Annotated in this window: 18 protein-coding genes; all 18 read right to left on the reverse strand. The window is 49.0% G+C overall.

Features of this window, described 5'->3' with window-relative positions:
* Nucleotides 1–71: 71 nt before the first annotated feature.
* Nucleotides 72–1,046, reverse strand: coding sequence for a metallophosphoesterase family protein (locus tag NGM62_RS04240; RefSeq protein WP_262246019.1), 975 nt, complete (start codon nt 1,044–1,046; stop codon nt 72–74).
* Nucleotides 1,047–1,072: 26 nt separating this feature from the next.
* Nucleotides 1,073–1,483 (reverse strand): putative toxin-antitoxin system toxin component, PIN family, encoded by a 411-nt coding sequence (locus NGM62_RS04245; RefSeq protein WP_262246020.1) that lies wholly within the window; start codon nt 1,481–1,483, stop codon nt 1,073–1,075.
* Nucleotides 1,473–1,697 carry a hypothetical protein gene (locus NGM62_RS04250; protein WP_262246023.1) on the reverse strand — a complete coding sequence of 75 codons (225 nt, stop codon included), beginning with the start codon at nt 1,695–1,697 and terminating at the stop codon, nt 1,473–1,475. Before NGM62_RS04250 ends, NGM62_RS04245 begins: the two co-directional genes overlap by 11 nt.
* Before the next feature lie 107 nt (nt 1,698–1,804).
* Nucleotides 1,805–2,473, reverse strand: coding sequence for a hypothetical protein (locus NGM62_RS04255; protein WP_262246025.1), 669 nt, complete (start codon nt 2,471–2,473; stop codon nt 1,805–1,807).
* On the reverse strand, nt 2,470–2,865 hold the full coding sequence (locus NGM62_RS04260) for a hypothetical protein (RefSeq protein WP_262246027.1): 396 nt from the start codon (nt 2,863–2,865) through the stop codon (nt 2,470–2,472). The genes NGM62_RS04255 and NGM62_RS04260 overlap by 4 nt, the downstream gene beginning before the upstream one ends.
* Nucleotides 2,852–3,097 (reverse strand): Rpn family recombination-promoting nuclease/putative transposase, encoded by a 246-nt coding sequence (locus tag NGM62_RS04265; protein WP_262246029.1) that lies wholly within the window; start codon nt 3,095–3,097, stop codon nt 2,852–2,854. Before NGM62_RS04265 ends, NGM62_RS04260 begins: the two co-directional genes overlap by 14 nt.
* Nucleotides 3,098–3,126: 29 nt before the next feature.
* Nucleotides 3,127–3,645 carry a hypothetical protein gene (locus NGM62_RS04270; protein ID WP_262246031.1) on the reverse strand — a complete coding sequence of 173 codons (519 nt, stop codon included), beginning with the start codon at nt 3,643–3,645 and terminating at the stop codon, nt 3,127–3,129.
* Nucleotides 3,646–3,765: 120 nt separating this feature from the next.
* Nucleotides 3,766–4,563, reverse strand: a complete 798-nt coding sequence (locus NGM62_RS04275; RefSeq protein WP_262246033.1) for a helix-turn-helix transcriptional regulator — start codon at nt 4,561–4,563, stop codon at nt 3,766–3,768.
* Nucleotides 4,545–4,787: a hypothetical protein gene (locus NGM62_RS04280; protein ID WP_262246035.1), complete on the reverse strand. Its 243-nt coding sequence runs from the start codon at nt 4,785–4,787 to the stop codon at nt 4,545–4,547. The genes NGM62_RS04275 and NGM62_RS04280 overlap by 19 nt, the downstream gene beginning before the upstream one ends.
* A gap of 11 nt (nt 4,788–4,798) precedes the next feature.
* Complete coding sequence (locus NGM62_RS04285; RefSeq protein WP_262246037.1) at nt 4,799–4,957, reverse strand: sugar phosphate isomerase/epimerase; 159 nt, start codon at nt 4,955–4,957, stop codon at nt 4,799–4,801.
* A gap of 285 nt (nt 4,958–5,242) precedes the next feature.
* Nucleotides 5,243–7,582, reverse strand: a complete 2,340-nt coding sequence (locus NGM62_RS04290) for a hypothetical protein (RefSeq protein WP_262246039.1) — start codon at nt 7,580–7,582, stop codon at nt 5,243–5,245.
* 36 nt (nt 7,583–7,618) lie between these two features.
* Nucleotides 7,619–9,574, reverse strand: a complete 1,956-nt coding sequence (locus tag NGM62_RS04295) for an alpha-L-fucosidase (protein ID WP_262246041.1) — start codon at nt 9,572–9,574, stop codon at nt 7,619–7,621.
* A gap of 191 nt (nt 9,575–9,765) precedes the next feature.
* Nucleotides 9,766–10,893 carry a DUF4998 domain-containing protein gene (locus NGM62_RS04300; RefSeq protein ID WP_262246042.1) on the reverse strand — a complete coding sequence of 376 codons (1,128 nt, stop codon included), beginning with the start codon at nt 10,891–10,893 and terminating at the stop codon, nt 9,766–9,768.
* Nucleotides 10,894–10,966: 73 nt separating this feature from the next.
* Nucleotides 10,967–12,226 carry a DUF5000 domain-containing lipoprotein gene (locus NGM62_RS04305; protein WP_262246043.1) on the reverse strand — a complete coding sequence of 420 codons (1,260 nt, stop codon included), beginning with the start codon at nt 12,224–12,226 and terminating at the stop codon, nt 10,967–10,969.
* A gap of 40 nt (nt 12,227–12,266) precedes the next feature.
* Complete coding sequence (locus NGM62_RS04310; protein ID WP_262246045.1) at nt 12,267–14,180, reverse strand: RagB/SusD family nutrient uptake outer membrane protein; 1,914 nt, start codon at nt 14,178–14,180, stop codon at nt 12,267–12,269.
* Between the two features lie 11 nt (nt 14,181–14,191).
* Nucleotides 14,192–17,359, reverse strand: a complete 3,168-nt coding sequence (locus NGM62_RS04315; protein WP_262246046.1) for a SusC/RagA family TonB-linked outer membrane protein — start codon at nt 17,357–17,359, stop codon at nt 14,192–14,194.
* 81 nt (nt 17,360–17,440) lie between these two features.
* On the reverse strand, nt 17,441–20,005 hold the full coding sequence (locus NGM62_RS04320) for a glycosyl hydrolase family 95 catalytic domain-containing protein (RefSeq protein ID WP_262246048.1): 2,565 nt from the start codon (nt 20,003–20,005) through the stop codon (nt 17,441–17,443).
* Nucleotides 20,006–20,177: 172 nt separating this feature from the next.
* Entirely contained in the window at nt 20,178–20,981 is an 804-nt protein-coding gene (locus tag NGM62_RS04325) for a glycoside hydrolase family 16 protein (protein ID WP_262246050.1), read from the reverse strand.
* Between the last annotated feature and the right edge of the window lie 60 nt (nt 20,982–21,041).

Consider the following 21,041-nt stretch of genomic DNA (forward strand, 5'->3'; position numbering starts at 1 on the left):
AAAGCCGCTGCCGCAACGCCAATTCCGCTGTTGAGTCAAAATCAACGCACAACCACCGATTACCAAGTTCCTTACACCAACTCCAAATGAATATACCCACCCGAAGCATTGGGAGACGCAACCACCTGCGGGATACCCCGGAAAAGGTCGAGCGAAGCAGTATGGGTATGTCCGGCAAGGATGCCCAGCAAATTGGGGGTATCAAAGACGGCCTCGTGGAAAGCCAGGGTCGTGGACGTGTGGCCGCCCTCGGGCCAGCGCTCGCGGCGTTCGATTTCATGGTTGCGGTCGCTCGCCGCCCCCCATTCGGGATGCCCGCAGCCAAAGCTGACCGGCCGGCCAGGCGTATACAGCGGGATGTGGACCACAAGGAAACAGGGTCCGCCCGATCGGACGTGGATTCGGAAAAACTCCAGCTGCTCGGGTGTGATTTCATACGTCGAATTATCCAGCACAATAAAGCGGACACCGTTGACATCCCGATAGCTCATCAACGGGTCATCACCCCGATAGAGCGGGCGAAGGCGTCGTGCGGACCATTTCTCCCGCAATTCGGCAACCGGGCTCGCCATCCCCTCATAGTGCCAATCGTGGTTGCCCGCCGTATATACATAAGGCAACCCTGCAGCCTCCAACCGGGCAACGGTCCATTCAATGGCCGCCTCGGAGGGGAAACTGAAGATATCGCCCCCTAGTACGACGAGATCTACCCCCTTCTCGCGGCCATAGGCCAAGCTCGCCTCGAATGATTCCTCCGGGGTGGTATGTTCGTGGGTTATCACATGCTGCGTCTGGTTATACGCGCCAGCCATCCGATCACTATACTGGCGGTAAGCATCTTCCCGTTCATCGGTCCGCCAGAGGTGGGTATCCGAGATGAAGAGCACGTTGCCCGGACGGGCAAGCCCCGGTACGGTATAGCGAAACCGTGGCCCGGTCAACGAAAAATCCCGCTGAATGACCTTCGCATTGTTGCCGGAAGAGGGAAAGCGGCCAATGGCTAAGGCGCCTAATGAAGCGCTGGTAATAAACGTTCTTCTATCCATGGTTTAAACCTGGTCTTATTGCATCATTAAAATTGTATCAAAAAATCAGCAGCCGACAAAATAGAGATGTTTCTGAAAGGATGTAATATAAGTAAGTCTTTGTCACCCGTGATAATTGCCGATGCGCCAGCAGACACAGCTAATTCCAAATATTTATCATCGTTAGGGTCACGGCAGGCTTGAATGGCTTCTGTTGTTTCGCGATTTTCGAAGTGGACGATAAACCTGTCAGCTATTTGCCGGCGAGCTGCTACCGTAAAATACCGGTCAAACTTCTTTCGAAACAACACTTCTAGGAATTCTGTCCACGTAGCCCGCGAATATACGATCTTGCCAAGAGATAGCGCTTTTTTTAAAGCATCGGCGTTGGTCGAATAGGGAGACAAAGCCGCGCTTACTAGCACATTGGCATCCACAACGAAAACCTTATCCGTCATTCACTATTTCATCGAGGATGGCGTCATTGAACCCTTTTCTGTCGGCATCAGCACGCAATTTTTCCAGAAAAGGCCACAAATCATCAGGTTGTTTCTCAAGAATCACATTCAGAAAACGGTCAACCTCCTCATAAATCCGTTGCTTCGCCTTCGGCGCTACGTGTTGCCATTTTTTGGCAGTATTCTCTCTGACTTCCAATACAATTCGTTCCATAACACACAAACTTAGATAAATTGTCGTTCATATGCAAGCGTGTAAACGGCCCTGCCATCCGATCAACATACTGACAGCAAGGAAATCTATCCATCCGATAAAACCAACTAACCTGGTAGCCCAAAAGGATTCGTAAACGTGCGGTAAACAACGCCACCCTCCATACGTATCAACTCTGCCCTGACGTACTTTTTTATGGATGGATGACTTCGAGTAGCTATCGTATCCTGCGCGCCGACTACAACACCCAATTCCCACGGGCGGTCACTTGTTCGATAGTCTTCAATTGGCGAAAGATTCTCAGGTGCCGATATCCATTTTATTTCATCATAATTAGAAGCAACAACCCTTATGGTATGCTGTTCACAATCAACAATTATACGATCAATTTTAGGAAAGCAGCTTACATCGTCTTCCTGAAGATTAATTCGTTTACTGGATTTACAAAAATAAAACTGCCCATCTAACATGGCTTGCCGAACTGATTCTTCCGTAGGACTGTCTAACATGAACACCGTAAAACTGTCAACAGCATCATCGAGTCTGTGCATATCATCCGTTCCAAAACCCCAAATCGGCCTATTTGGCATAAATCTGGCTAACAGCTGATCCCACAACCCCTCCTGAAATAGTTCTTCGCCATCATTTGGCGGAGCATTCGTTACCTCAATTCCAATCAAATAGTCGCTCCCATGTAATTTGTAACACTCAACATACCAATCTAACGATTTTCGATCCCACCATCCTTTGTCATTGGAAATGCCGGGGTGATTCAAGAATGCAAGGCCATTTTTTTCGCGGATATCATGGAGTTGATCGTCTTCCGTGACAATGTTCCCGTTTTCGTCGACAATCCCTTCATACGGAGCTCCATTTCCAGTGCGCTCATACCAAACGCCATAATCGGAGAAGTAGCTATTGATATGATCCTGAATGTCAATTCATTACCCTGTATACCCACCAAGTCCATCGCCGCTGGCGTACGCGCTCCGTAATCCGTCCACGGCCACGTTGGATTTGCAGGGAAATTATCCGGCCTTGGATCTATCGGATATGGGCTCGCCCTATCCCGAGGGACCTCACCCCACTTTACCCTTGCATTCGGATAATTCCAATCGTGATCCGTGACGGAAATAATGGAAAAGCCTCTTTTTTTATAGGTATCCAAAATCTGGCAGATCGGGCTGAGCGGTCTTCTCCCTCTGCATTGACAACAATTGCTTCGTTCTGGTGATTCTCACGCCCATCAAACCATTGGTGTAGCAGCCGATAAACTGCTCACCGTTGCTGGCCGTGCAGGTAAGATCGAAAATGACCCCGCCGATTTTTTCGGTGTTGCCCGCATGCTCGTTTTTGTTGTATTCCAGACCGACGATTTCCTTATGCCCCCCTGAAAACACCGTTCAATAAAGCAATCAAAAGGTTTTTGTTAGGGTCTGTACTCTTCGACAGTTGTTCGACTGCTGTTCGACTGCTGTTCGAGACTTGTTCGACAATCCTTCGAGAGCGCTTCGACAAGTGTTCGACTGGCCTTCGAGAAACCTTCGGCAACGCTTCGGCATTTTCCCGAAGCGTTGCCGAACAACTGCCGGACCAATGACCTGCTACATTTGAACCAATCCCGATCGGCTAATGGACGCCTCGCGCTCCCTCTTCTTACCGGATCGCCTTCGGGATGGCTTGGGTACCTGGTTTGGACTTCGACCGGGTTTATATTGCGCTCAGACTGGACTCCGTTTGGCGCCGCCAGTCTAAGCGCAGTACAAGGCAGCATGGAGTACAAACTCACCACCGAAGCCGACCCGAAGCGGTCTCCAGCACGACCCCGTTCCGGTTCTCGAGCTATCCTTTGCCTCTCCGAATATGCGTTTTTCCCGTAGGTTTGTCGTATACTCCTCGGTAAAGTGCCGTCTTTCGGCCTTTTTTCCAAGATATATACGGGTATCATAGGAAGTATTGCTCGGCCGGTGTAAACACGTTGCCCGCTACGGTTCGCCGTTGGGGTACGCCGGGCAGCGTTTTGCGTAGCCTATCGAAGATCCGTCCGTAGGGGTAGGACTATCTTTTCTTAAACGGCACCGCCTATCAGCTCCTTTCCTGATGAAATATTCATGTACCCAGTTGGGGTGCAACGAAAGTACGTTTTAAAAACTGTTGCAAAATACTGGAAGCTTGAAAAGCCGCAGTCGTAACAAACTTTGGTAACGTTGACGATATCTTGTTTACTTAATAATTCAGCCGCTGCCTCCAATCTAACCTTTATCAAATAGTTTATAGGAGACATGTTGGTCAATTGTCTGCAGTATTTTGATAAACTGGTCTTTCCAAGGCCGCAATATTCAGCCATACTTTCTAAACTCCAGTATTTATCAAAACTAGTTTGCAAGTAGTCCAGAAAGAGCCTTACTGTCCTTAAATGTTCAATAAGTGACTCATCCAATTCCACATGCCCTCTTTTAAAGAGACAAAGTATTTCCAACAAAAGGTTGTTGATCAAAATGTTAAGCTTTGACTGCGGGATCTCCTGCTCAACATCATTCAAACACTTTCCTATTTCCATAAAGCATTCTCGCAGTTTCCTATCCGAATTCCATACCTGAACATCGTTCTGCCTCAACATCTTGGTCAGGCAATCAATGTCTTCCTTAGATAGAATAATCCAATCAGGCCAGTCCCAACTTTGATGCGGCTGGGTAACACCAACATCAATAATCAGCCAATGCAACTTTCCTATTGTAACGTTCGGATTCCCCACCTTATGAGGCTGCCACGGTCTCGTGATGGTAAGGCTCCCCGGCTCAAGATTAAATTGCTCTTTTTTAGTAGAAAAATATAAGTTTCCAAATTCTAAAAATGTAAACTCCACTCCTTCATTCCTGTGCCAGTCCAACCCCAGTCCTGCGCGGTTTTGGCATCCCAATAACCCATACTGCAAACGCCGGGCAAAACGAAATCGGGCAAATCCACTCCCGGGTAATCATACCTGCGGAGGCCTTTCATACAAAGCTGTCCTGTGCTTGCCGCCTGAATCAGGGGGTCGCACCGGTCCGGGGTATATATCTTCTTAAAATCCTGCTGTTGTCTTTTCATCTGCTATGTTGCTATGGCATCTCTAATTTCTTCAGATACTCGAAACTTCCCCTCACCGCACGTTCACCAGCCACTTCCAATGTGCTATAGCCATCAAATCCAATCCTTACTAGTTCATGGTATATCTTATCGATGCCAACAACGCCAGTTCCTAAGGGAATCAAAGACATTCCACAACCAAATATTTTTCCTCTTTTTTTCAATATACTCAGCCGGTAAATCTTTCCAATGCACATGTTCAATTTTTTCACCTAATTTAGTAATCATTTCTAAAGAATCCCCCCGCCCAGCCATAAATTTCCGGTGTCAAGATTTATCCCTAAAGCATCGGAATTACATTCGCCGATACAGGAGCAGCCACAAACTTAATAGGCAATAGTTACTGGGATATACCATGATCTTACGATTGGTTTAATGGGTTCGAATTCCGGTCTCCATAACATCAAAAAGGCACACTAGTTAAATACAACGGCCCACCCGACCTCTTTTGAATCGGGAGACTCCAACGTGATGGTTTTATAATCCGCTCCCGCAGGGTGATCCGTTAGTTGGATGGTCCCCCCTTCGGCCGTTGCTTTCGCTATTTTTCTGCCGTTGGTGGCAATTACGATTTTAAAGGCTTCCCCACCGGTAACGGACGCTTTGCCCGAAAGCGTTTTCTTCTTCCAGGTTACGTCTTTGGTATCCATCCACCCCTGGAGGATGTGCCGGTTGGTGGAAATGAGCTGCGGGTTGGCTTCCACTTTCCGTACGGAATACAACGCATGTTCCATGGGTTCAACGTAGGTGTCAAATCGGGCGGAGCCCGCAAGCTTACCGATCAATCTGTCATTCCAGAAATCATAGACATAATAGTGGGCATCGGGATCCAGCTCCATCCCCCCCGCTACCATCGGCTTCCCTAAGTGAAGCGTAATGGCAGTGGCGTTCTCCCCGCCATTGAAGAGCGCGACCTGGTGCCAGTCTTCGGTAAGGGGCAGGTCATAAATCTGCGGGTGCGAAGGGTGCGTAAACGCGTCGAGGGGGCGCGGGCTTTTGATGCCGTCATAAGCGGGGTATGTGCGCGAGATCTCATGTACCATTTCCGGCGTCAGCATGCCGAACCGCGTGGATAGCTCCAGCCGGCCACTTGTCAGGGCCAGCAGGGTGAGCAGGGACTTCCGCACCTCCGGGGTATAGATATGCAAAGCCTTACCATCCGGATAATATAGGAATACGGAGCGGTGTTTGTACCAGCGCAGGCCTGCCGTGGTCACATACTCGGAAAGGAATCTGTTGTCGTCACCGGCGGTGCGCTGGAGGTCCACAATGCCGGCGGTCACATCGGTGATGGGGCGGCCGCTTTCCCCCAGGTGCCGTTCATGCAACCAGGCTTCCGGGCCCAGGCCCTGCCGGGCCAGCTGGAACACCCCCCGGTATACCGAAGTGGTTGAGGCAAGCCCATCGTCAAAACCACCATAGTTCCAAAGGGTTTCCGGGTAGTCGAACTTGATGCCAATCACGCCATCCCTGCGCATGCGCTTCCACATATCCAGCACATACGCCCTGAACCCGGTGTCGGTATAATCGTACCGCACCAAGGGCTGGTGGTGCCGGTGGTGGACATGCAGCTGGCTGATGTCGTTGTGCAGCATCCAATGGGGATGGGCTTTCGCGAAATCATCGGACGGCATGCCCGGCTGGTAGTAGGTAAACGGGATGCCGTTACGTTCCCTTACCGCTGCGGCCCATTTCGCGTAGGTGTCATAAGGGGCGGTCAGAAAGCCGTATTTACGCACGTGCTCGTCATCCCACCAGCCACCTACCGTATTGCCGCCGTCCTGCTGCCAGTAGGTGTCGGGCTCCAGGCGGACGGCGATCGGCGTGTATCGGGTCAGGCCGACTGTGTTGGCGTCATCCAGTTCGTTGACCAGCTCCACGGCATTGTTGATGTTCTTTCCGCCGCTCAGCGCCGCTACCGACCAGCCGCAAAGTGTGGGAAAGCTGTACGCATTGGGATCCGCATGGTTGGCTTCCCGGAGCGCCAGTCCGTAGCCTTCCATGGCCAGGAAAGGGTTGGAGACACCCGCGTTTAAATAATACGTATCCGGTGCCCACCATTCTTCATCCATGGCGATTTTACGCCCGACCGGGTCCTGCATCCGCAACGTGATGGTCCTGCCCTTTTCTCCCGATCGGTATTCCGTGGATACATAGTAGTTTTCATAGCGTAAGCCACCCCATACCACCGTACGGCGCTGGCCGTCCACCAAGCCGGTGAACAGCATGGCATTGTGCGAATGGCGGGTAGCATCCCCCTGCACGGCCGGTATGTCGAAACCAGCAGGGCTGTCCAGCGTCTTTATATCGGTGAGGGTGGCCCCCGGAAAAAGCGCAGCGTTGGAAATAATGGCTGCGTTCATATAACGCACATCGTAGGGCACGGTGTTCTTAAGCCCGGTTTTCATGATGACGGTCGGATCATTGTCCGCCAGTTCGAAGGCAAGGCGGTATTCAGGCAGGTCCTTCTGGGTGCTGTTGTAATACAGCTCCAACCGTATTCCCGCTCCGTCAGCAAGCGGCACTTTCTTCCAGGTAACCGTCATATACCCGGATTCCCACCCGTCGGGCACGAACGTGGCATCCGTTAAGATGGTCACATTGTCACGTCTGTCGTGCACGCTAAAGGCTTTTGACGCGGCATCGAATCGGATAGCCAGGTGGTTATTAGCGATTTCCACATCGGATTGCTGGCCAGAAAGATTGAGGCTCCAGGCCAAAAAAAACAAGAAAGGGAGTCTTTTAAAAGAAACCATGTTTATATTGTTTTATAAGCAGATGTATTCCAACAATCAGTTACCAAAAACATCAAACTCAGCAATGGAAATCACCGAAGGACCTCCATCCGCACCCGCCAGGGCAACGGCCGTTAGCCGCAGGTACCGTGCTAGTACCGGCTGGTCTAACCGGATTTCCTGTGCAATCGGGTTGGCCGCGATATTGGAAAACTCGCCTTCCGAGGCCTGTTGCCAATCGCTTCCATCTGTGCTGTACGCCAGAACATACCGGCTCACCAGCCCTTCCTTGCCACCATCCTGCCGCGGCAGGTAGGAAAAACCCGTCACGGCCTGTGTCGCGCCCAGATCGATGATTATTTCGGCAGGCAGGTCAGTTTCGTCCGTTAGCCAAAACGTCGTCTCATCGCCGTCCATTGCCCGCGCAGGGTCGCCGCCTTGCACACCGCTTGAAACCAACGTCCACGCCGAGCGGTCGAGCACGTTCCGCTCCGCCTGTACCGTTTCATGAACCACTTCGGCTTCTTTGAACAGGCCGAAATCGCTCAATGCCACCGCCACCGGAGCGAAGAGGCGCAACCGCAGGCGGCTGGCGCGGATAGGCTCATCCAGCTGGATAAGCCGGCTCGACCCGATGCTGGTAGCCGAAGCCAGAGGCTGCCACGTCTCTTCTGCCCATACATCTACCCACACCGAGTCGAGGCGCTGGCCAAGCTTGATATTCTCCCGCAGGCGGATGATGTCGAAGGTCGGTTCACCTTTTAAGTCAATGACCAGTTCCGGCGACGTAACCCCGTCATCGGTCGCCCAATAGGAATACCGGTCGTCGTCCAGCAGGTTCTCCGGACCGAAGTGGCGCGATTGCCCGTCCCGGATATTGGAAGCGGCGAACCCGGCGCCTTCCGCCAGGTTCGTTGCAAACGTCTGCTTTACTTTGTTGCTGAAGCCTTTCAGGGCGGCAACATCATTAGGATGCAGTATACCCTCTGGCATGGGCGCCAAGCCTAGGTTGAAGGCCCCACCGCGTCCCACACTTTGGAGATACAAGTTAAACAACTCATCGGGCGTTTTCACCTGCTGGTCTTGCTCGGGGTGGTAGAACCAACCCGGCCGGAGGGGTACATCACACTCCGCTGGAATCCAAAAATTACCGTCACGCTGGCCGCTTTCCTGGAAACGGAGATCCACATGGCCGACACCGGCCTTGCCGCCATCCGGTCCCACGGGTGTAAACGTCGACCACGAGGTCTCGGGTGCCACACCGCTCTCATTGCCCACCCAGCGTACATCGGGGCCAATATCGCTAAAAATAACGGCTGTTGGCTGCATCTGGCGGGTAATGGGCCAGGTCTTCCCTTCCCACTCGTAATAGGTCGTGCGGTCAATCTTGCGGGTCTCGTTCGCGCCGCCGTAATACCCATCGCCGCCGTTGGCACCGTCATGCCAGCTGATGAACAACGCCCCGTACCCGCTGTATAGCTCACGCAATTGTTCACGGTAGGCATCCGCATACACTTCCGAACCGTAGTCGGGATAGTTGCGGTCCCACGCCGACACATACACGCCGAACTGCATCCCTTGTTTGCGGGTGGCTTCCTCAAACTCCTTGACCATATCGCCCTCGCCACCCCGCCATGGGCTATTGGAAATGTTGTAATCCGTGGTCGTGGTGGGCCACAGGCAGTAGCCATCGTGGTGTTTGGCTACAGACACCAACCCGTTGAAACCTGCCGATTTTGCCGCCGCCGCGATCTGGTCCGCATCGAAGTTAACCGGATTGAACAGATTTGCCGGTGCATCCCCGAAACCCCATTCCTTATTCTGGAAGGTAGTGGGGGTGAAATGGATCAGGCAATACATCTCCAGTTCATGCCAGTTCAGCTGGGCGGCAGATGGTGTTGGACCATAGGGAGCGGGCTCATTGTCGAGGTGGCCGGTCCCAGTCGTGCAACCCAACAGGGCTGCCTGGATGAACAACAACGCAAAACTTGCGGATTTTACACCTATGTGCATTTTAACTCGTAACGTCCGTATTATTTGAATAAAATAATCCAACCGACCTCTTTAGAATTGGGGACTCCAACCTGATGATTTTATAATCAGCTCCCCGGGGTGATCGGTTAGTTGAATGGTTAACTTTCTGGTATCCATCCACCCCTGGAGAAGCCCCCGTTGTTCTAAACTTTTTTACATATCGTAAACAGTTACTGGTACCACAGCGTCATCTCGGACAACGCGGCGTAAGGCTCACCGTTCCAGTTGTTGATGATCCGGTAGCGGATATATCGAACCTTGCTATTGTCAGTGATCTCGGTACGATAAGCTTGATCGGATCCGTTCCAACTAGTAGGGGTTTCATGATCCAACAATTTTACCCAACCTTTTTCTACCATTTCTTGCTCCCAATTCGGATCGTTTGAGCTTAACGTCGTTTCCGCTCCCGTTAGGTCCGAGATTCCCCAAATTTGGAATTGCTTAGGGTTCCGTCCTTGGCAACATCCCTCTCTAGGGTGCAATTGAACGTCAGCCAAATTGACTTCCACACCTAAATCTATTGTAAAATGATGGGGGATAAGATCATCTAGCCCCCCCGTACAACCACTATGGTAATAATCGTTGGTTCGGTCATTCCAAAGGTTGCTAATACTCCCTCCGAAGCAGTCGCCAGGAACGTCGGTGGGAAGTCGGACCAATGCCCAGGTGTCTTTTTTAAGTTGGAACGCTATCCTTGGTTGGACCTTTACATCGGCCGATGCAAATTCGTCTATCGAATTTTGTTGGGGCATATAGATGGTGGTGTAACTAAACCCTGATCGGATGTCGATTCCGTTAATTTCTGTTTCCGTTTCGGACATTGAAACCCGTAAAACCTTTTCGTCGCCATCAGGGTCTAAATAACTTATATCACAAAAATACCCGTCATTTACCACTCCATTCCATATGATCCTAACATTGTATTCGTCTATCAGTTCTACGGTCTGGATCGGCCTCACCGTACGAACAGCCAGGTATTGATTACCATAAACTTTACCTGGAACACTAAAGGGCAAAGATCTGTTACCGTGTTGATCGATGGTAACGAGCTGAAAAACGTAGTCTTTTTCCGGGAGGTCACCCAATATTTTGGAAAAAACGCCCGTTTGGCTATCGAGACGAACATCTGTCGAATCCGAAAAATCATTCCAGTAAATACGCACCGCGTCGAGATTCTGTACACTAACCGAAATATCGAACTGAATACGGTTGTACCCTGTTCTTACCGAAACACTATCCACCTTTCCGGCAAAAATGGTTTTTTCCCTTTCCAAATAGCGTTTGAAATTTTCTTCCATCTTTGTGCATGATACGACGAATCCGAGTATCAAAAGCGCACTTAAATATATATATCTCATTTTGATCTTTTTATTAGTCAACTATAACTCCCCAAAGCATAAGTTCACCAAAGTGAGCCATGGTACCTTGAGACCAATTTTCGTCAATCGCGAATCGGATATATCTCACGGGGGTATCCGTTGCTTCTATATCGATAAAATAATCTAAGCCCGCCTGTGAAGCATCTATGTCCCCCTGTGTCGTTACACTTTCTCCGGAAGGCCTAGTCATCTCATAAGTGCCTAAGAGTTTCCAAGCCGGGTCGTCGATACAAGGTTCCTTCGTTAGGGAGCCATAGACTCTCCATCTTTTTATGGTGTTATGCAGGAATGAAAATTCAGGTCCTCGTCGTTGATAATACCTAAACCGACTTAAATTGGCCATAACGCCGAGGTCGAACGTAAACGTAAACGGAGGTACGCCGTCGCCGGTTTCATAATAGGTGTTAATGTTTCCGTCGAAAAGATGGCTAAACTGGGTCTGCGGGTTTCTGAAGTTCGGCCCCACGTCTACGCAAGGCCCTTCTGCAATATCGGTCGTATTTGGCATTGCCCAATCTCTGACTGGCGACATAAGTTTATGGTCCAATTGTTCGTCAAACTTTGGAGCGAGAGTCAACCATGTGGTATCGGAAGCGTGCCCCCAGCGATTTTGTATGGCCAGCCCGAACGGCCGCTCATCATAACCATACGAGGGGTCGGTAGAAAGAAAACTCCCAGCTTCAAAGTCCGTATAGTAGTCATCCAATACGACGACTTCATTATGCTCGTTATAACCCAGTAGCTGTAATATCAAATCGTCTTTCATGGCATTTTCCTCCCAGGTCACATACACACCGGAGAACGTCGGCACCATTGAAATACTTTTTGCCGCTAATATGTAAGATGGTGTGGTGGGCGAGACGTTCACCGTGATGCCACTGGACATGTTTTCATTTCTATCCACAGCCTTGATAACCACATCGAAATCTCCCGCATGCGGAAACCCGTCGATATGGAGCTTGGAATCATAAAATGATGTTTTCACCGTCTTTCGGACTCCATTCAGTGTGATCTCCGCCATCAAATAGAGAACGTCTTGCTCGTCCGGGGGTGAACAGGAAATGGTCACGCTTCCAGGGAGATTCATTACTTCAATTACTTGAGGGTTCGAAGGAGCTTCATTATCACCTGCACTGAGCTCTCTCATATCGAGTTCGCTTCCACAAGAAAACAATAGGCTCACTACAATGCTAACACATCCGTAAAGGATCAATCGCCCGATATCTTGGGGTTTTTCTGAAAATATCTTCATAACTAATGTATTATTGATCGCGTTTGAGAAATTAATTGGTTTACCATCCGGGATTTTGCACTAAATTATTGTTGACATCTATAGAACTTAACCGTATGGGCCAGAAGTAATCTCGAGGCTGAAATGTCCTGAATTCTAAAGCTATTCTACTAAAATAGTCGGTTACGCTCTCCTCATAAATGCTCCAGCGCCATATTGGGTTGTTCATTTGATCGCTTAATTTCTTCCATCGGCGCAAATCCCAATACCGTTCTCCTTCAAGGGCGAATTCAATCAAACGTTCTTGATGGATGATTTCCCTTCTACCTTGCTGGGAAGTGAATTTGGCGGGATTTATGGAATGATTGGACCACGATTCGACCACCCCTTTTAGCCCAGCCCTTTCTCTCACCTTGTCGACATACTCAAACACCTCCGCTTCTGTTGCACCCTCCTCGTTAAGCACCTCGGCGTAAAGAAGATACAAGTCAGCCAAGCGGATACGTGGGAACGAGTATTGTTCGGTTATTATTCCATAAGGTTCCTCAGGTTTGGTATAGATACTAACCAGTTTTTTTGAATAGTATCCCGTCGGCGAGAAATCTTCGTTTTGGTAAGGACCGGCATTTCCGCTTACCAATCCATTCAAAATGTATGGCGCTTCGTCCGCTCTTTCCCATAGACCGTTATGAAACCCTAAGGTTCCATAAAACCTTGCTTCTCTGTTGAAATGCAACAAGGGGGAATAATCGTTTGTTTTTAGATAATGTTGATGGTTGTCTTCAGGCGTTGCTAACTTACTTGTGTGCCGGTTGCCGTACCATCCGTTTTCAACCCAATCCCTATCTTCGTCGATCGGCACCCCGTTGCTCGAATAAAATTGCTCTGCAATCCGCATAGTGGGGCTGTGAAATTGTGCGAAGCTCCCGTTTCTTCGCTCCGATGTTGTCAATTTCGCGGCGGCATTTATTTGAATTTGTCTGGTTGACTCGGTACTTCCCCAAATTATTTCCGAATTCCACTTTTCAGTAACTACTTGTCTGCTATTGAGCGCCTGCAGTATGGGTTCAGCAAAATCTTGCCGGCTCAGTAAGTTATCATCTTGGTAACGGTACAATTCTGCATTCGAATACTGATGCGCAGCATCAATGGCTGCCTTAATTGCTACTTTTGCACTGGTCCATTTATCCGCGCTCTCGTCGGGAAAGAGTTGAATGCCTCGGTTATCCGTTAAATGTATTACATCGGGATTCCCGTTAAAAAGCGGGCTGGCAGCCAGTGTCAACACTTTAGCCTTTAGTGCTAAAGCGATAGGCTTTGTTATCCGCCCCATCTCATTAATCGTACTGGTAATATTATTGGGTAAATCTTCCATCGATTCGTCGATTGTACGCACAATATAATTCACCACCTCATCGACCGGTTCTCGATGGACCCTCACTTCTTCCGTGCTTGCGTTTAGGGATAAGTTAGCGTCCATGATGGGGATCGGACCATACAATTGGAAAAGATAATAATGATAATAGGCTTTAAGAAATGTCACTTCCGCTATCCAACGTCTTTTTTCGCCTTCTTCCAAGTCGGTAGGGGTATCAACATATTCCAAAAATGTATTGCAGGTGCGGATCGCTTCCCATAAATTACGGCCGCCAGATTGTCCGTCCCAATAGTTCGAATAGGGAGAAGTACTATTCTGCTGACCGCTTGCTATTTTTTGCGGGTTTACATTTCCAGAATATTTTACCCGAACCGCTTGGTTGTCATAAAATATCTCGTCTCCTGCAACTAAAGCAGGATTTTGGTCTGGATTAGCTACCTCTGGCAAATAACTATAACAGGTGTAAAGGTAGTTTTTTGTGTAATTTCTATTTTGAAACGCATCCGCTATGGTCGTAACGTTATCGGGTACTACATCCAAGTATTGCGTACAGGACATCACTAGGACGGAGCCGATTATGACAAATATTTTTTTCATAACGTTAGAGATTATATGTTTATGTTAATGCCAAAATTGATGACACGCTGTATGGGGTAATTGAGTGCATTCCCTCCCATTTCGACATCCCACAATTTAAACGTAGAAAACGTAAGCAGGTTCAGGCCGCTGCAATAAACCCGGGTCTTCCATGGAATAAGCCGCTCGGGGATGGTATAACCCAGTTCAGCCGACTTTAGCCGCAAGAACCCACCATTTCTCAAAAACCAAGTATTTAGCTGACCGTTATTACTCCCTACCAGATTGGTAGTGGCTGCTAGACGGGGCCAGGTGGCGTATAAATTCCGGTTGTCTTCAGACCAGTGGTCGTCTGCTATGAATTGTGAAAGTGCTGTATTGCCTCTCGCACCCTCGATGGTTTCTTCCTTAAAGGGAGACATGGCATTGTAATCAATCCAAAAACTCGACCGTGCCGATCCTTGGAAGAAAAAAGAGACGTCAAAGTTCCGATATCCAAACGAACCCCCAAACCCATATATAATTTCGGGGGTAGTCGGAAACCCGATAAAGGTCTGGTCATAAAAATTAATGACACCATCCTTATTCAAATCCACGTATTTGATATCCCCGCCTTTTACCGGCAGGCCGGGAAACATCTGTGTGGGTGAATTCCGCACTTCCAGATCATCGACAAAAAGCCGTTCAGCTACGTATCCCAACTGCATACCAATGGGTTGACCTTTATGGGAGAGCCAGGGCGCATCGGGATAGTTTGGTTCCTCATAATTCAGGTATTTACTCGTGGAGTAGGTTAGGTTAGCCCGCACAGTTGCCCAAAACCGGTCATTCGCCACGAAATTATAATCGGTCGATAAGTCAAAACCCTTGTTGGAGGCTATACCTACGTTCGATTTGGGCGTATATGTCAGCCCCATCGTCGTCGGAATATCCGCTCGCGGCATCAAAATATCTGTCCGCTTTTGATGGTAAAGGTCTAGCCTTATATCAATATTATGGAACAATCCGATTTCAATCCCCGCATCGGATTTGTAAGCCTTTTCCCAGGTGATCTCATCATTGCTATATCTGTTGATGCGGGTGGTAGGGGTACTTTCAATAAAGTTTGTTCCGAACCGGCCGGCCGAGCTTCCGTTCAGGCTTACATCCGATAGATAGAAAAAGCGTTCGGTCTCATCTCCAATTCGATCATTCCCCACGATTCCATAAGAACCTCTCAACATGAGTTTGGTCACAACATTACTGATTTTGGATTTCTCCCAGAATTTCTCGTTCGAGACATTCCAACCTATGCCCGCCGATGGGAAGAAGCCGTATCTGTGCCTATTGCTGAATCGCTCCGATCCGTTGTAGCCAAAGCTCAGGTTCAGGTTGTATCGTTCTGCAAAGCCGTAGGTAAACCGACCCGCGAGGCCTACGTTTCGGAAAGGAAGTGATGACTGAAAGTCTGTTGCAGAGCCCGACAATTCCTCTTTCTGGGTATAGACCAAAACGCCACCCAATGCATGTTTACTGTTAAGGACTCTGTTGTAATTGAGGGCGCCTTCCATATACACCAGGTTTCTTGCGTCTGTCCAAGTTCCTTCCAGATCCAGTGTTTGGCGACCAGACGCGGGATTTATTTCCCGTAACGAGTATTGGTCAAGCTGCCGGTTATAAAGATTGACTTCGTAATATAAAGGGTTGTAAGAACGGGTTATTGAGAAATCAGATTTTGTAGACGAATTTATCAAAAATCTAAAATCCAAACCCGGTGTCACGACATCTAATTTCTGTGTTAATTCCAAAATCGCAAGAACGGTGGATGAGCGGCTGTCGCGGTATCCCCTAAGTAAGTCAGCATAGGGATTGTAATACTGCGGTGCATCATTGCCTACGTTTCCAAATAATATATGGTTTGCCGAAGAAAACGCTACATCTGGTTCGTAAATCGCAGGAAATAACGCACCATTCGCGTTTAAGCTGCTCTTGTAAACGTCATCGCCCGACGGTATCGGGCCTCGGTAGTTATCAAACTGTGCGCTGACCTTTATCTTAGCTAAGGTAGTGGGAGTCAAGTTTACGTTTATGTTCGAACGGATGCCGTATTTTTTTAAACTTATATTATTGTCAAACCCGTTACTCTTAGGGACGTTGAGAATTCCTTGATCGTTGGTCATGGTTCCCGCAATATAATAAGTGGCTATCTTACCCCCGCCGGATAAATTGATACTGGTTCGATCGTTCAAAGCTTGGTCCTTGGTCATCAACTTCAGCCAATTTACGGAAGGGTAAACATAAGGGTTGGCACCGCTTCTGGTCTTATCTATTTTTTCCAAGGTGTAAGGGCGGTGCATTAAAGGATCTCTCGTCGCTACTGCTTCGTTATTCAATTCCATGAAAGTAACCGGATCGGACATTTCAAATTTTCGTGTAGGTGATGAAACAGACCTTTCATGCCGCACGTTTATGTTCAATTTGCTTTCTCGCCCTTCCTTGGTCGTGACAAGGACGATCCCATTCGCCGCCTTGGCACCATACAACGCCGTTGCCGTTGCATCTTTTAGAATAGAGAAACTGGCAATGTCGTCCGGGTTCAGATTGGCTAGGTCACGCGAAGTCAGTTCCACGTTGTCTATTAGAATAAGCGGGTCGGGGACACCTGACCCGAAAGTGGTAATTCCTCGGATGAAAAAGCGGGCGTTATCGTCTCCCGGTGCACCACTTTGTTGATAAGATATCAGGCCTGCCAGTCTCCCGGCAAGGGTCGTGGTTAGGTTGCTCGACGGGATGCGAAGTTCCTCGGGCCGAATTGTGGTTATGGCGGAGACAATACTTCCTTTTTTCTGTTTCCCGAACGCCACCACGGTGACCTCGTCAACTTGTTGGGAGGTAGCTAACAGCGTCACGTCCAAGACCAACTTATCTCCCACGGCCAGCTCTTGGCTCTCATATCCCATCATAGAGAATACCAAGACCGCGCCGTCAGGTACGGACAAGGAATACCTACCTTCCTGATTGGTACTTGTTCCGCTGATAGTCTGATCTTTAACCGCTACGGTGGCACCTGCAAGCGGCTCGCCGGCCACATTGGTAACGCTGCCATTGATAACACGGTCCTGGGATGGGGTGTCTTCTGCCAAAAGTGGTTGGCCTAAGCACACCAACAACAGGCCCCAGATGATAGATCCGAGACCTGACAAACAATTTTTAGGCTTCATTCTTTTCATGTATAAGGAGTTAATTAATTAGTTATATAATCGATCAATTCACGCAATTGATAGTAATCATCAGTATTCGGATTACCTCCGTCTACGTCTTTCGGTCTTCATACGATCCGGAAACCCGTCGTCCCAGCCACTAAGTTTTCCAAGCATCCGGTTACCCAATATTTTTGGAAATTCGTTCGGACTACTATCGAAAACGGCGTGGACGTTGATCGGCTTGTTACGCGCGAGACAAACGATATATTCCGCATCCGTGTTGGTTTTAAAGGAAATGATATCATCCGAAGCCGACGTGGTTACCTTCGTTGTACCTCGGTCCGTAATTTTATACACGGATACAGGCTGACGCGGCCAGGGGTTTTGCAGTTTGCACGTATTACCCAATATGCTTTTGACGCCAACTTGTAGGGTTGTCCCGCCTTCCATTCTCGCAGACACCAAAAAACCGTTCCGTGCTAAAAGCGTAAACGCCAGCGTTGAATCCTGCCAGCTGCTGGGTATGGCGGGGAACACCCTGATTTTACCCTCGTTGCTTTGAAGCATCATTTCATTGATTGTCGTCGCATAGTTGCTTATCGCTTCCATGCCTCCTTGGAAAAACGCAGCTGATCGGATTTTATGCCCATTGATCAAATCGTGTACGGATTGCAGGTCGTAGATATTGTCTGGGTAGCCTGTGACGTTGCTGAATAGCCCTTGTGGATATATTTGATTCGTTTTCACGCCATTAATCAAATAAGACAACGCCTTATCTCCCAACCCCATGCGCGCGGCGATGATCGAAACGGGATGATGCGCGTTCGCATCATCGCGGCAGTTGACAAAATGCTCGACGGCTTTACCCAAACGTTCCTCGCGTTGGTCAATACCGATAAGCCCCCCGGGAAAGGCGATGGCCCCACCGATTGCCCAATGATAAGGGGTATGCGTCTCATCGCCAAGGTATTCTCCGGCCGGTGAAATCATTTCACCGCATCCGGGCATGTCGACAAACTTCCGTTCCCAGAGGTGGTCCAGTACAAAACGCCATTTTTTCACCTTATCCTTGTCCTTTCCCAACAGGCCCGCCGCGGTGATACAGTTCCTTAGCAACGCTTCTAGGGCATTTCGGTCACTCTCACTGTTTTTGATTACCCCGACGGATTCCGACTCGTAAAGCGTGGAATGTAAAAAGTACGTTTCGGCCTGCTCGTCCCATTCGAGTTTGTCTAAGTAGAAGTTCAACGCTTTTTCCATGAACACATAAGCCGTATCTCGTAGGAAGCGTTTGTCGCCCGTAAACGCATAATAGTCCCAAAACAACGCGGCGACCTGCGCGGCGGGTGACAAATTCTGCGCCATGGGACCCCATGATGCACTCACCTGCCGGCCATCAAAATCATGTGCTTCCGTAATCCAAATAGCATCGCTGGTTGCCCCCTTCCTTTTAGCTGCCTGTTGGGCATAGGGGATCATCTTAAAATAGGTGTCCAGATAAGGACGCATCAGGTACGTGTCATTTTGCGCGGCAATGCCCCAGTATTGCTGTTGCGTATTCCAGTGGTGAGGGGTGACCCAATTAAGCACATCCCGGTTCCAACGCCAGAGGCCGCCATTGAACGCTATCGGGTATTGTCCCTGTGATCCCGCAGCCATCAGATACCGTCTCATGTAATAGATGTTTTCCAGATAGTCGTGGCCTATCTTCACAAAGGAGTTCGACCAAAATCGCTGGTACCAATCATCTTTTTCCTGTTTGGCCTTTGCAAGGGTTTGCTCTTCCACTTCATCAAGCAAGGCAATAGCTGCCTGTTCAGGCGTTTCGCTCTCTTTACCGGTTACCACGCTAATCAAAAGGGTCGTTTTCGTAGCATCCGTACGTAGCTCGCCACGGCGTGCGTTCATCACAGATAACGTGCTTCCAGGCTCTAGCACCCGGCAAACTACAGCGAAATCCAGTCCGTCGCTTTTTTCGACAAGTACCATATCTCGGCCTGAAACTTTTACCGCAGCCTGTCCCATGCTGGCGGCAGGGTCTTTCGGGAACGCTCCGCCATACCAGCCCGCGAATGCCCGGCTGCCTATCCGCTCCAGGGTAATGGTCGAGGTAACATCACCGGGCATAACCGTTTTGTTCAGTCGGTTGTCAAATGTTATCACCCAGACATTTTTTCCCTGTACAATCCAAGACTCCACACGCGAGTTGGCAAACGGACTCTCGGCTTCGTAGTTTACCTGCCCCTTTGCCAAGGAAAGCCTGCCCGTGAACGATTTTAAATGGATCCAGTTATAGACGGGTATCCCAAAATCAATCTTCACCCGTGCGGCATGCTTCAAAATGCTTTTGCCGTCTTCCTCTTCAACGGGTGCGGTCCAGAGGTCGTTCTTATTGATTTGCAGCTCCACTCCATAGTCGTGGTTCCAAATCATACCTCCGAGATCGCCATTCCCCAATGGAAAGCCTTCTGCTTCTAAATCGGTTGGCGATTTAAAGACAATATCATGCTTAGCTAAATACGATTCAGCGACTGAAAAAGGGGCTGATTTCAAGTGAGTTGCAGCGTATTGACTAAAAGCCGATTCGCTTCCTATGGACAGTGACAAAAATAACAGTACACATAGGCATTTGGGTGTATGTTGGAAAAGGTAATTCGACATCATATTTAATCTTTTTAACTATACAGGTACAGCGAATTATATAATCGGCATTATCGTAAACAATGAAGTGTCTGGCTTCTGACACCGGTTTCTTCCATTAACATAACAAAAGTATACTTCAAACCGTCAGCACACCATAGATTATCTGCCTGATTGGATAGATTATTCGATTATTTCACCGTTCATCGGACCGCTGATTAAATGGAACGATCCGAACCCAATCGATCAACATATATTCGGTGTCGAAGTCGGCCTGGGCGATCCATGTGGGAAACCATATTCCCAACCAGAACGATGAGGCATGGGTAGGGATATGCTCGTAGGAGCGATGCATGAGCTTATTGTCGTAATACCATTCAATGCTAGCAGGCTGGTCTTCATCGCCGGTATACCAGTCGAACCGATATAGGTGGTATTCGCCATCATTTTGGTAACCGAAAAACTTATCGACAGTAACCCGCTGGTGATCATGCACGCCGCGCCAGTTTGACATCAGCCCCCAGGTAATATCGGAGTCAGCCCCTTTGAACGGATGTTGGTTACGACCGGGAAATTCAAAATCAATTTCGTGGTTATAATCGTCATTCTCATAATAGTAAGTCCAGAATGCCGATAGGGCTCCGGGATGGGGACATATCTTGGCCCGAACCTCAAAACTACCTGAGGCATATTTTTCCTTTGTATAAAGGGCACCTCCCACCCGGGTATCGCTACCATGCCCCTCCAGCGGGCCTTTATAATGCTCACCCAATGCGCGGATCACCAGGTTGCCGTCGCGGATGAATACGTTTTCCCTGATGACACCACCGTGCGTGACTTTTCCGGTCGGCTCGCCCCATTTCTGGTGTGCCACCGACCACCGTGAGGTGTCCAGCTGCTCTCGGTCAAAGTCATCGAAAAAGACCTGTGCATGGGTTGCATGGTTAAAACTTAATATGCTGCCTAAAAGGCACAGTACCGCACGATATACGTTCATCATCGTCCTGTAATTTTGTATCATTATTGTCCGATTAAAAGTCGGCGTTGCTAACGCCTCTGC

Origin of the sequence: Parapedobacter soli, from assembly GCF_025460835.1 — a bacterium.
GTDB classification, from domain to species: Bacteria; Bacteroidota; Bacteroidia; order Sphingobacteriales; family Sphingobacteriaceae; genus Parapedobacter; species Parapedobacter soli.

Bases quoted from the DNA above. Each gene is read 5' to 3' on its own strand.
- NGM62_RS04250 (WP_262246023.1), bottom strand. From the start codon at position 1,697: ATGGAACGAATTGTATTGGAAGTCAGAGAGAATACTGCCAAAAAATGG.
- NGM62_RS04290 (WP_262246039.1), bottom strand. From the start codon at position 7,582: ATGGTTTCTTTTAAAAGACTCCCTTTCTTGTTTTTTTTGGCCTGGAGC.
- NGM62_RS04310 (WP_262246045.1), bottom strand. From the start codon at position 14,180: ATGAAAAAAATATTTGTCATAATCGGCTCCGTCCTAGTGATGTCCTGT.
- NGM62_RS04295 (WP_262246041.1), bottom strand. From the start codon at position 9,574: ATGCACATAGGTGTAAAATCCGCAAGTTTTGCGTTGTTGTTCATCCAG.
- NGM62_RS04320 (WP_262246048.1), bottom strand. From the start codon at position 20,005: ATGATGTCGAATTACCTTTTCCAACATACACCCAAATGCCTATGTGTA.
- NGM62_RS04315 (WP_262246046.1), bottom strand. From the start codon at position 17,359: ATGAAGCCTAAAAATTGTTTGTCAGGTCTCGGATCTATCATCTGGGGC.
- NGM62_RS04280 (WP_262246035.1), bottom strand. From the start codon at position 4,787: ATGAAAAGACAACAGCAGGATTTTAAGAAGATATATACCCCGGACCGG.
- NGM62_RS04270 (WP_262246031.1), bottom strand. From the start codon at position 3,645: ATGATACCCGTATATATCTTGGAAAAAAGGCCGAAAGACGGCACTTTA.
- NGM62_RS04240 (WP_262246019.1), bottom strand. From the start codon at position 1,046: ATGGATAGAAGAACGTTTATTACCAGCGCTTCATTAGGCGCCTTAGCC.
- NGM62_RS04245 (WP_262246020.1), bottom strand. From the start codon at position 1,483: ATGACGGATAAGGTTTTCGTTGTGGATGCCAATGTGCTAGTAAGCGCG.
- NGM62_RS04300 (WP_262246042.1), bottom strand. From the start codon at position 10,893: ATGGAAGAAAATTTCAAACGCTATTTGGAAAGGGAAAAAACCATTTTT.
- NGM62_RS04285 (WP_262246037.1), bottom strand. From the start codon at position 4,957: ATGTCTTTGATTCCCTTAGGAACTGGCGTTGTTGGCATCGATAAGATA.
- NGM62_RS04325 (WP_262246050.1), bottom strand. From the start codon at position 20,981: ATGATGAACGTATATCGTGCGGTACTGTGCCTTTTAGGCAGCATATTA.
- NGM62_RS04305 (WP_262246043.1), bottom strand. From the start codon at position 12,226: ATGAAGATATTTTCAGAAAAACCCCAAGATATCGGGCGATTGATCCTT.